General features: G+C 44.9%; 9 protein-coding genes. 2 read left to right on the top strand and 7 right to left on the bottom strand.

The window, feature by feature from the left end; translation table 11 throughout:
• Positions 1 to 18 precede the first annotated feature (18 nt).
• Together menE and ISR87_04530 are read left to right on the top strand one after the other, a co-directional pair.
• Complete coding sequence (menE, locus tag ISR87_04535) at positions 19 to 1,425, top strand: o-succinylbenzoate--CoA ligase (protein MBL7024703.1); 1,407 nt, start codon at positions 19 to 21, stop codon at positions 1,423 to 1,425.
• 19 nt (positions 1,426 to 1,444) lie between these two features.
• A complete protein-coding gene (locus ISR87_04530) occupies positions 1,445 to 2,830 on the top strand; it encodes an MATE family efflux transporter (protein ID MBL7024702.1) in 1,386 nt (461 codons plus the stop codon).
• On the opposite strand, the gene rmuC is transcribed toward ISR87_04530, so the two are convergent.
• The 7 genes from rmuC to mce all read right to left on the bottom strand — a co-directional run bounded on the left by rmuC (position 2,827) and on the right by mce (position 11,997).
• Positions 2,827 to 4,131, bottom strand: a complete 1,305-nt coding sequence (gene rmuC, locus ISR87_04525; protein ID MBL7024701.1) for a DNA recombination protein RmuC — start codon at positions 4,129 to 4,131, stop codon at positions 2,827 to 2,829. The genes ISR87_04530 and rmuC overlap by 4 nt on opposite strands.
• Before the next feature lie 42 nt (positions 4,132 to 4,173).
• Positions 4,174 to 5,409 (bottom strand): hypothetical protein, encoded by a 1,236-nt coding sequence (locus ISR87_04520; protein ID MBL7024700.1) that lies wholly within the window; start codon positions 5,407 to 5,409, stop codon positions 4,174 to 4,176.
• Positions 5,410 to 5,505: 96 nt separating this feature from the next.
• Positions 5,506 to 7,221, bottom strand: coding sequence for a glutamine--tRNA ligase/YqeY domain fusion protein (locus ISR87_04515; GenBank protein MBL7024699.1), 1,716 nt, complete (start codon positions 7,219 to 7,221; stop codon positions 5,506 to 5,508).
• 120 nt (positions 7,222 to 7,341) lie between these two features.
• Positions 7,342 to 8,925, bottom strand: coding sequence for a glutamate--tRNA ligase (gltX, locus tag ISR87_04510; protein ID MBL7024698.1), 1,584 nt, complete (start codon positions 8,923 to 8,925; stop codon positions 7,342 to 7,344).
• Between the two features lie 162 nt (positions 8,926 to 9,087).
• Positions 9,088 to 9,720, bottom strand: a complete 633-nt coding sequence (locus tag ISR87_04505) for a fumarylacetoacetate hydrolase family protein (GenBank protein MBL7024697.1) — start codon at positions 9,718 to 9,720, stop codon at positions 9,088 to 9,090.
• On the bottom strand, positions 9,720 to 11,546 hold the full coding sequence (locus tag ISR87_04500) for an excinuclease ABC subunit C (protein ID MBL7024696.1): 1,827 nt from the start codon (positions 11,544 to 11,546) through the stop codon (positions 9,720 to 9,722). Before ISR87_04500 ends, ISR87_04505 begins: the two co-directional genes overlap by 1 nt.
• Positions 11,547 to 11,592: 46 nt before the next feature.
• Positions 11,593 to 11,997 (bottom strand): methylmalonyl-CoA epimerase, encoded by a 405-nt coding sequence (mce, locus tag ISR87_04495; protein ID MBL7024695.1) that lies wholly within the window; start codon positions 11,995 to 11,997, stop codon positions 11,593 to 11,595.
• Positions 11,998 to 11,999: the final 2 nt, after the last annotated feature.

Here is an 11,999-nt window from a genome sequence, read left to right as displayed (position 1 = left end):
AAAGAGCATCCCCTAAGTGTGGCTGCCCGAAGGCACTCCTCTTATCCTGCTTTACGAACAGGCAACACGTCACTCACCTATGAATCACTCCATTCACAATCGGAACGTCTAGCCTTTGCCTTGTTCAATCGAGGCATTCAAAGTGGACAAATTGTTGCGCTGGGGGATCTGCCTGCCAGGGAAATGATTATCTCTCTCTGGGGTTGTATGTTAGGCGGTTTTATCGCCTTCCCCCTGAATGTACGTTTCCCCAGTACTTCATTGGCCCAGATACTTGATGATATGAATCCGGCACTCATTATTTCAGATTCATCCTACCCAGGACATGAAACAGTCCCATTTAGTGACTTAAATATGGCTGATAACCAAGTGAGCATGGCGAATCTACCAGTTTTTGATCGCTCTGCTGCCGCCAGCCTGCTCATGACATCAGGTTCCTCAGGCGATGTCAAGTTTGTTCAACATAGCCATCACAATCATATTGAAAGTGCCGGGGGGTCGAATCAGAATATCCAACTCACCTCATCAAACAGCTGGCTATTGAGTCTACCTCTCTATCATGTTGGTGGACTTTCTATTCTTTTCCGATGCGCGTTGGCGGGTGCAACAATCATTATTCAGGAGGCACAACAATCAACGCTTCAGGTTATTGATGAGCGGGGAGTCACGCATATCTCATTGGTGGCAACACAATTGCAAAGATTGTTAAAGGACGAGTCGGGACTGGGAATCCTTCAGGAAATGAAAGCCATACTTATTGGCGGAAGTGCCATCACGCCGGCACTCATTCACCAAGCATTGGATCACAAGCTTCCCATTCATGTGAGTTACGGCTCGACTGAAATGGCATCTCAGATAACCACGACATCAGGTGAAAACCGTGATGCCGCACTCCAGAATTCGGGAAGACTACTCACAGGCAGAGATTTGATTATTTCTCAGGAAGGCGAAATACTGGTTAAAGGTGACACCCTGGCACAGGGCTACTTGCAACACAGCAGGCTTGTTGACTTGCGAGATGAAAATGGCTGGTTTCACACCGGTGACGTTGGCTATACAAATGTTGCAGGAGAACTGACGGTCACCGGAAGAATGGACAATCAGTTTATTTCAGGTGGAGAGAATGTGCAACCCGAACATGTTGAGCGACTACTTTGCCAAATTCCGGGAATTCTTACTGCAATCGTCATCCCGCAGCACGATGAGGAATTCGGAGCCAGACCTGTAGCATTTCTTGAAATTATGGAAGATGCTCCTGGTGGTAAAGAAATCATCCAGCAGCTAAGGGGTCACCTGCCGGGCTACATGCTACCTGTGGCGTATTATGCGTTTCCGGATGTTTTAATAGAGAATAGTTTTAAAATTTCTCGAACGGAGCTGACTAAACTGCTCCAGACAGAAAACAAACATTTGCACCCGCTCTAATAATGATTATTTACGCCAGATGAAAAATACTCCAACAAATTCAAAGACCTCTCGTCTTGACTCCTTTATAGATAATCCCAGGAAAGCTATTTGGACGCTTGGCCTGCCGGTAATGACTGGAATGGCCGTTCAAACGCTTTATAGCGTGGTTGATATGCTATTTGTAGCCCGAATCTCAGTTAATGCCATTGCAGCATTGGGGTTCAATTTGCCTCTCTTCTGGATGGCCATGGGTATCAGCTTTGGTCTGGGTACTGGAGTAACAGCAGTTATTGCCCGTTTTATCGGTGCCAAAGATCATCAGGCAGCGACAAATGTGGCTGAACACGGACTCCTCCTTGGATTGATTATTGGTGGTGTGTTTAGTGCTTCCGGTCTCCTGTTTGGGGAAAATATCCTGATCCTGCTTGGTACTCCAGACGAATTAATGCCAGACACACTTGCCTATTTTCAGGTGATTGCTGCTGGGTTTATCTTCATGATCACATCTATTTTTCTACGCTCCATTTTTAGTGGTGAGGGCGATACAAGAACGCCTGTGAAAATTCAGGTCACCAGTACCATCATAAATATTATCCTGGACCCGATTCTTATTTTTGGTTTTGATATGGGTGTACGCGGGGCTGCGCTGGCAACAGTGATCAGTATGCTGGTTGCAGTCATTATGTATATCAGAGTAATTCTAATTAAAAAAACAACCTTACTCCAACTGGATTTTAAAATATTCCAATTTAAACCAAAATACATCAAGGATATCTTCCGTATCGGTATCCCTTCTTCACTTTCCATGATCATCATGTCCCTGGGGGGCGCTCTGTTTAATTGGATTTTGGTTCACTATTCACCTGAAGTTGTGGCCGGCTACCAGATAGCAGGTAGACTTGATCAGATATTTTTTCTGCCCATCATGGCCATCGCAGGCTCGCTAGTAACGTTGGTGGGAATGTTTTATGGGGCCAAGCGTTTTGACCTTATCAACAGTGTCATCAAGGACGGGCTACGTTATGGCGTCTTTATCGGATTAGGTAGCGGGCTCCTTTTTTATATCATTGCCCCCTACGTTTTTAGAATATTTACCGATGATCCCACAGTTCTTGCTGTTGCCATCAGCATCATCCGTACCTTTTCACCTGTATACTGGCTCATCGCAATTGGAATGATCTCTGGTCGGGCCTTGCAAGGTCTCGGAACGGGTGTCCCTTCCCTGGTCATTACAGCCATTCGTGTGGCCGTGGTCAGTGGACCTCTGGCCTACTATTTCGCCGTAGTTCTGGATAAACCATATGTCTGGGTTTGGTATGCTTCTGTGATTGCTGTATTTATTGCAGCAGGAACATCATTAACCTGGTTGGTGGTTCGATCTAGAAGGGTGCAACGAGAAGTTAAAGCACGAGCCGCTTCCTAGTCCTCATCACCTGAATCAAGTTCAAGCTGTTTGGGTCCTGGTTTGAGCGCCTCTTTCTTCTGTAGTTCAACAATCTTGCTGACTGGTCTATCCAGAGCCCTTTTCCGTGTTGAAATCAGGTCCTGGAACTGACGAACAGCAATATCAAGATTTTTTCCGGTTTTGTCCATCACATCAATAAATTTGTCCCACTGCTGCTGGAACTTAACCACCTCATTCATGATTTCTGAAGCACGTTGCTCCATCATGAAATTAGATGTTGCCTGATTCAAGAGGGACAATACTGCATAAAGTGTGATGGGAGAACACAGCATGATCTTTTTACTCAGCGCTTCTCCGATAAAATCAGGATCTTCCTGGTTTATAAATCCATAGATGGACTCATTGGGGATAAACATCATGGCGTAATCCACCGTGCCCTTGGCTGTATCGATATAACCACGCTTGCTGATCTCATTCATATGCTTACGGACATCCTGTAGAAAGGCCTTTTTCTCGATATCCTGCAACTGGACATCACTGCTCTGGAGGTAATTCTCGTAATGAGCCAGGGGGAATTTGACATCCATGTTGATTTCACGATTTTTGGGCAGTTTGAAAGTATAATCAGGTCTTTGTCCATCATCCATGGTGGACTGTTTGGTGTAATTGATGTTTTCCTGTAAACCAACATATTGCAGGATGTCTTCAACCAGGCGCTCACCCCATTGTCCGCGCTTTTGAGAGCTGGCCAGCAATGTCTGCAGCGTCTCTGTGGTGGTGCGGAGTTTTTGAGTTTCATCCTTTGAGGTTTCCAGCTCTGTTTTCAATTCCGTAGAGCGTTGCACAATATCTTTCAGACGTCCGTCCATGTTTTCCAATGACTTCTGAATCAATTGCTCTTTTTCGCCAAGGTGAGATTGATTCTGCTTGCTCTGATCTTTAAACTTTTCATCAGCCATCCGCAGAAATTCTTTCTGACTATCTCGAAGGACATCCTGTGACAGACTCTTAAAGCTATGCTGGAGCTGCTCTTTCATCTCAAGCAGACGTTTCTTTTCTTCTTCCAGACGATCTTTGGATTCCTCTAAACGGGTATTGATGGTAGCATTGTGTTCCCTCAATTCAAGAGCTTCAGACCGCATTTTATCCAGGTCATTCTCAGCCCGTTCCAATTGCTCCTGAAGGTTGCTGCGTTCCACCTCCAGCCGGGTAATGGTTTCCCGATCCTTCAAATCTCCAGATCCCTGGGTCATTCTTGTAATAATAAAAGTAAGGGCGGCTGTGAGAGCAACAATCAGAAGGGTATAGACTATTTCCATATTTACCTATTCAGGGAATCGCTCTCGGGGAAAGCGGGTTATTTATAGATTTTTTGCCAGGTCCTGCTCAGCCACAAACTTGACCTGAATTTTGTCAAGTTTTTCGATTTCATCATAGCCCACAACAATAGAATACTCATAGACCTGCTGTACTTCCTGTGCAAAAATACGCAGGGCATCAACACCGGGAATGGCCAGCAGCAGTTGTTTGAATTTTCCCTGATTATAATAGTACTCGCCAGGTGATTCTATGGGTCGTGGGAATGAGTGGTAGAAGACTCGACGGAAAGGAAGATTTTCAGGTCCCATGGTGATGATAGGTACTATTCTCCAATCACCCCCAGCAACTTCACGTGTAAAATCAGCATCAATATATCCTAAATCCATAAATGCATGACCTTCAAACGAATCCGTCTTGCCAACCAGAGCTGAGCGCGTTTTGCTGAAATGTTCAATTTCATCTAGGATGCGAGGATTTATACGGTAGCCGACTTTAAAGTTCACCAGGACACTATCTGGTTCGGCTTGCAAGCGCAGGGTATGGATGTCATGGATGTTTGCCAGATATGGATCATAGGCAATGTCATGCCATAGTGCTTCCAATTGGGTCCCAAGTTTCATTCTGGATTGCTGCTCATACTTGCGTTGTAGATCCTCAGTTTTGTTCTGCTTTTTTGTATCAAAAAGTGTATTCAGCTGATCTCTAAGTGCCACCCCTGGTAGCGGCGTTGCATCCCGACTGGGCATTTTGATGTCCTTAGTGCTACTTGTAGTTGGATCATCTTTGAGACGAAGATTTGCCAACGCCCAATCAGACAGCTCATTTTTCCAGGTGAGTAATTTTGTATAGGGGACCTTGTCCTCAAAACGTGCCAAAACTTTGGTATTTCGCAAGGATAGAAGATCCATTTGGACAGTAAGTTCACCTTCCAGATAACTATAGCGACCTAAAACCAGATAAGATTCATAGCCAGGATCTACCTGTCGCTGAAAGACTGATGTCCAGATCAGGTCTTGAAGTTTGTGGGGTCTATCTACCAGATCATTTTGAAAGTCTGGGATAGAATATGCATATAGATAGTCAGTGTCAGCCAGACCAGATTTTAAAAAACCGGGGAAACCCTGTTCCAGCCAGCTTTGCTCGCCTCTGGGACTGTGATTTTCAAATGGTTCTATAAACACAAGAATATTGTTGTTTGAGACAGGCAAAATCTCCTGACCAAAAGCACCAACTACAAGCATCCCTGCAATGATTAACAGAACTAACTTTTTATTCATAAGCTCCCCAGATTATTCAGATTTCTTGCCAAGAAAATAATTCTTTGCTCGTCACCTTTGCAAGCACCATTACAGAACCCGATTTTCAAAGCTTTGTCAGGAATTTCGGGTTATCCTCGCCCAGCTATCCCGGAGGGATACTATTCTGTTGAAAACAGGATGATTACCACTACTATCCTTATCAACACTAAAATAGCCGACCCGTTCAAACTGAAAACGCTGGCCTGACTTAACATCCTTTAGTGCAGGTTCAACTTTTGCCTGCGTGAGAACTTCAAGTGAATCGGGATTAATGTTTGATCTAAAATCCTGACCTTCTTCAACTTTGTCAGGATGTTCGACGCTGAATAAACGGTCGTAGAGACGTACTTCCGCATCCAGACATTTATCTGCAGAAACCCAATGGATCACACCCTTCACTCTTCGATCAGTGGGCTGTTTACCCAAGGTATCCGGATCAAGGGTACAACGGAGTTCTACAACTTCGCCAGCATTATTCTTGATCACATCCTCGCATTTAATGATATAGCCATAGCGCAACCTTACTTCTTTGCCTGGTGCAAGTCGAAAATATTTCTTCACAGGTTCTTCCATGAAGTCATTCTCATCGATGTAGAGTTCTCTGGTGAACGGTACATCACGGGTTCCGGCACTCTCATCTTCTGGATTATTTACGGCCTGTAGAAGTTCCACCTTATCTTCTGGGTAGTTTTCAATAACCACCTTCAGTGGATTCAGAACTGCCATTACTCGCGGTGCTATGGCATTGAGATGTTCTCTTACATGATTTTCAAGAATAGTAACATCTACGACGCTATTGTGTTTAGCCACACCGATGTATTCACAAAAATTACGAATGGATTCAGGCGTATAACCTCGACGTCTCAATCCAGAGATGGTGGGCATCCTGGGATCATCCCAACCGCTGACATAGCCTTCATTGACCAGGGTCAAAAACTTACGTTTGCTCATCACCGTGTAGGTGAGATTTAGACGGGCAAACTCTATTTGCTGGGGGTGATGAATCTCAAGTTTGTCACAGAACCAGTCATAAAGTGGTCGATGATTCTCAAACTCCAGGGTACAGATAGATTGTGTAATCTTCTCAATGGAATCTGACTGCCCATGGGTAAAGTCATACATGGGATAAATGCACCACTTATCACCAGTACGATGATGATGTTCATGAAGAATCCGATAAATGATTGGATCTCTCATGTGAAAATTGGGATGGGCCATATCAATTTTGGCTTTTAGCGTCCGGGTGCCATCTGGAAATTCACCCGCCTTCATTCTGGCAAACAAATCCAGGTTTTCTTCAACCGAGCGATCCCGATATGGACTGTGCTTTCCGGGTTCTGTTGGCGTACCACGATATTCCCTGCCTTCTTCCAGAGTAAGATCACAGACATAGGCCAGCCCGTCATTTATGAGCTTGACAGCCCATTCATAGAGTTGATCAAAATAATCAGAGGCATAATACTCTCTATCTTCCCAATCAAAGCCCAACCACTTGATATCTTCTTTAATAGAGTCTACATACTCTTCTTCTTCTTTGCTGGGATTGGTATCATCAAAGCGTAGATTACACTTTCCACCATATTTTTCAGCCAAACTGAAGTTTAAAGCGATTGATTTTGCGTGTCCAATGTGTAAATAGCCATTGGGTTCTGGTGGGAAGCGTGTATGAACTATCTGTCCAAAACGACCAGATTTCAGATGATCATTTATGATTTCTTCAACAAAGTTCAGTGATTTTTCCGGAACTGTAGCAGCGCTCTCGCTGGTGTCCGCATTCAGGTTTGCACCCATACTATCCTCATATCTGTGGCCTGATTTTACAGGGCTTGGTCCAAAAAACTAATCAGCAAATAACATACATTTTCATCCATAGCATAACCATGATGAATTTTACTCAATCCTGTGCAAGATTTATTGTTGTTGGGCAACCAGTTGGAGTGCTCGATCAATGCGATTCAGACAGCTATCTTTTCCAATGATAGCCATAATTTCGAAAAGACCAAAACCGACAGCCTTACCTGTAATCGCCACACGGATAGCGTGGACAATCATCCCCATTCCCACACCCTCCTTTTCGATAAAAGCGTGGAGGTATTGATCAAGGTATTCAGCAGAGAAATCTTCAGCTTCAGGTAAGATACTTCGCAGTTTAATCAGCAATTCACGCTGGGCTTCAGCATTGACAAGACGTTTCCTGAATGCATTTTCTTCATACTCAAGCGAATCGTCAGCCTGAAAAAACTCGGCATAATCCAGGATATCCCCAGCAAATGATATCCGTTCGTTGGCAGCCTCAAGAATCGCTTTGACCCTGGATCTTGTTTCCGCCCCTGCAGGTGCCTGTACAAGCCCGGCTTTCTCCAGAAAAGGCAGGACCATCTCCAACTTCTCATCCATATCAAGACGCCACATATAGCGACTCTGGAAGGAGGTAAGTTTTTGGGGATCAAAACTGGCAGGCGATTTATTGATACGATCCAGACTAAACTCCTGAATCATCGCTTCTCGGGAAAAATCCTCGGTCTTATCGTCTAGAGACCAACCAAGCAGAAGCAAATAGTTGACGATAGCATCAGGTAGAAAACCAATTTCCCGATAAAAATCGACTATAACCGGGTTGAAGGTTTCTGGAGATGCAGAAAATCCAATTTGTTCAGCGATTTTCTCACCGTGGTCATAGAGAACCTTAAAGTCTCTATTTTTCAGGTATTTATCTAATTTTCGCTTGCTCAGTTTATTGGAGCTTCCAGGCTCAGCCACAAATGGTAGATGGGCATAGATGGGTAATTCAAGTCCAAGACTCTGGGCAATAAATATTTGACGGGGTGTATTGGGTAAATGCTCGATAGCTCGGATCACATGACTGATTTCAAAAGCACCATCGTCCACTACGCTGGTCAAATGATAGAGACAGGATCCATCTGTGCGCTGAATAACGTGATCTTGTTCCCCGCCCCATTCGAAGGACATATCACCACGGACCAAATCGTGAAATTCACATTTGCCTTCTCGGGGCATTTTGAGACGAACGATGGATTCTCGACCCTCTGCCTCAAACTTCTTGATATCTTCATCCGTTTCAGCCATCCAGGTGCGACTATAAATGAACTGGCGCTTTTCCTTCTCCGCTACTTGACGTTCTGCGGCAAATTCCTCCGATTTTGAGAAATCTCTGTAGGCATGGCCGTCTTGGAGCAACCTGGCAACTGCCTCAGCATAAATATCTGATCGTTGGGATTGGAAGTACGGTGCATGGGGTCCACCCATTCCTGGACCTTCATCCCAATCGATGCCCAACCACTTGAATCCTTCCATGATAGGTTGGAGGGCCTCATGGACATTTCGGGCTTGATCCGTGTCATCGACGCGTAGAATGAATTTCCCGCCATGATGGCGTGCAAACAACCAGTTGAATAAGGCAGTTCTGACACCACCTATATGGAGATAACCTGTGGGACTGGGAGCAAAACGAACACGAACTTGAGATGGAGCCATATATTATTTTTTCTTTCTACTTTTGGTTCAACCCAAGCTCAAAGTTCGTCACACCTAGCGGAGTCGAGGTGCAAAGATGTCGGGATTGAGAAATTACTATCTCCCTCGCACTTCGACTCCGCTCAGCATGACGCTCGGGATGACGAGGAACGGAACTGGTAATCAATTAAATCTAATGGTTCCCATGTGATGACCTGCTAAATCCAAACTCACTTCATCTCCAGATTTCAGGACACCCACACCTTCAGGCGTTCCGGTGAAGATAATATCGCCGGGTTGCAAGTCAGTAAATTCCTCCAGGTAGGCAGGAATCTTTTCAAAGGGGAGAATCATCTGGCTGCTATCTCCACGTTGCCTGATTTCCCCGTTCAGGAGCATGGTAAAACGTATTTGATTCAGGGATGGTATTTCGTTTGTGGATATAAATCGGCTGACTATAGCTGCTCCATCAAATGATTTAGCCAATGTCCAGGGTTTCCCCTCAGCTTTTAGCTCATTTTGAAGATCACGGAGGGTAAGATCAAGACCCAGTCCAATGGCGGCAATAAATGATCCGCTATCGTTCCTGTCCATGAGGGCAACAATTTCGGTTTCATAGTGTACGTCACCATGTCCAGGAAACAGAGTTTGTGTTCTTTGCATAGGCACCAGGGCATTAAGCCCTTTCTGAAAAACCAGGGGTCTGGCCTCAACGGCATTGCCAAGTTCCTCTGCATGCTTAGCATAATTTCTACCCAAGCACCAAATTGTACGTGGCTGTATTCCTTTTTCCTTCTCAGTAAAATCAAAGACCATCAGCTGAGTCCTTCTTTTATTCTTGTCGCCATGGTGAGTGAAATCCCTGGAACATGGGCAATTTCCTCTATGCTGGCATTTTTTATATTTTTTAAAGATCGGAAATAATTTATCAACGCTATACGCCGGGATTGGCCGATGCCTTCAATATCGTCAAGGGCAGAGTGTACCATGGCTTTCCCTCTCCGTTTTCTCTGAAAGGTAATGGCAAAACGATGAGCTTCATCTCTAATCCGTCGAAGTAGTATGATGGAGCCACTGGTTTTAGGTATTCCCAGTGAATTTGATTCACCTGGTAGAAAAACTTCCTCAAGACGTTTGGCAAGGCCAAGAATGGGTATATGAGACATGCCAATCCTCTCAAGTGCTCCAATAGCCGCACTGAGCTGCCCCTTACCCCCATCAATTAGAATTAGATCGGGTTCTGAGAGACCTTCAGCTTTTACCCTCGTATATCGCCGATGAATGACTTCTTTCATACTGGTAAAATCATCGATACCATCTACAGTTTTGATCTGAAATTTGCGATATTCACGTTTAGCGGGTTTTCCATCAACAAAACAGACCAGAGAAGCGACGGTTTCAGTCCCACCTAGATGGGAAATATCAAAGCCTTCAATTCGTCGCGGCGGTGCAGGGAGGTTGAGGTCCTCCTGAAGAGATCGAACCATTTTTGGAACAATTTCTACCCGTTGGGCTTGTTCCAACGCCCAATCTTTCAGAACGAGCTCGGCATTGCGTTCTGCTAAATCCAGGAGGGTCTTCTTCTCACCTTTCTGTGGTCGAAGAAAGGAAATTTTGACCCCTGAAACATCTTTGAGCCAGGCATGGATCATATCCAAATCAGCGACTTTGTCAGGAACTAAAATTTCCCGCGGGATAAATGAGGCATCTTCATAGACACGGGTAATCATACGGCTGAGGATGCTGGGCATGTCCTCATCCTCAGTTCCTCTAAATCGAAATTGTTCTTTACCAATAAGCTTGCCTGCTCGAATGCGAATCAGAATACCACAGGTCAGATTGTCCTGTCTGGCTACACCAAGGACATCTCTATCCTCAAAATCACTGGTTTTCAGCCGTTGTCGACTCACATAGGATCTGACCGCTTCCAGTTGATCTCTATGTATGGCAGCGTGTTCATACTCCTGATGTTCAGCAGCGTGCTGCATCTTATCTGAGAGGTAGGTATCCACATTGTCAGTCCTTCCTTTAAGGAAGTCCTCAACACGGTGGATCATTTCAGCATACTCATTCTTTGAAATCAGACCCTGACAGGGGCCATCACATTTGCCGATGTGATAGTCCAGACACAATTGTACTTTTTTTGCAGCCACAGATTCATCATCCATGCGATAACTGCAACTACGGATGGTAAAGATGCGCTTGATAACAGCTAAAGCAGCGCGAAGCCCCTTGACATTGGTATAGGGACCATAATAGATAGACCCATCCTTCACAATGGTACGGGCGACAAATACCTGGGGGTAATCTTCATTGGTGATGCGGATATAGGGAAAGGTCTTATCATCCCGTAAGTCGATATTGAAACGGGGACGGTGTTGTTTGATCAGATTTGCTTCAGTAAGCAAAGCCTCAACTTCAGTGCGAGTCACCAGCGTCTGAAGATCCCAGATACGAGCAATCAGACGGGCAGTTTTGGGGCTATCCGGCGTTCCAGTGAAGTATGATTTTACACGGTTTTTTAATACTTTGGCTTTTCCAATATATATGATCTTACCATTCTTGTCATAGTAGAAGTAAACCCCTGGCTGGGTTGGCAAATCTTTAAGTTTGGCCTTATAGGGGGCTTCAGTTGTACTCATGGTGAAAATCTAAAATGAAGCTTGAAGAAAGCGAGGTGTATTAGTGCTAGCTCTTTTCACAAAGCTCTATGAGGACACCACCAGCTGATTTGGGATGTATAAAGATGATACGCATATCATGGGCACCCAGACTGGGTGCTTCGCTGAGGAGTACAATACCGGCTTCCTTCAGCTTGACGACATAGCCATCCAGCCCTTCCACCTCCAATGCGATATGATGCAACCCTGGTCCCCGCTTCGCTAAAAACTTGCCAACAGGAGTTTCTGTGGAGAATGGCTCCAATAATTCTATGCTTGATTCGCCAGCCTTATAAAAATGAGTGGTGACACCCTCCTGCTGAACGACTTCTGACCCTCCAGAATTAAGGCCCAGAATGTCCTCATATAGAATCCTGGTCTGTTCTGGGTTATCTCCTGCAATGGCAATGTGGCTGATCCTGGTCACTTTCATGC

It is taken from the genome of Candidatus Neomarinimicrobiota bacterium, from assembly GCA_016784545.1.
Classification (GTDB): Bacteria; Fidelibacterota; UBA8477; order UBA8477; family JABMPR01; genus JABMPR01.
This window is presented reverse-complemented; position numbering and strand designations above follow the sequence as displayed.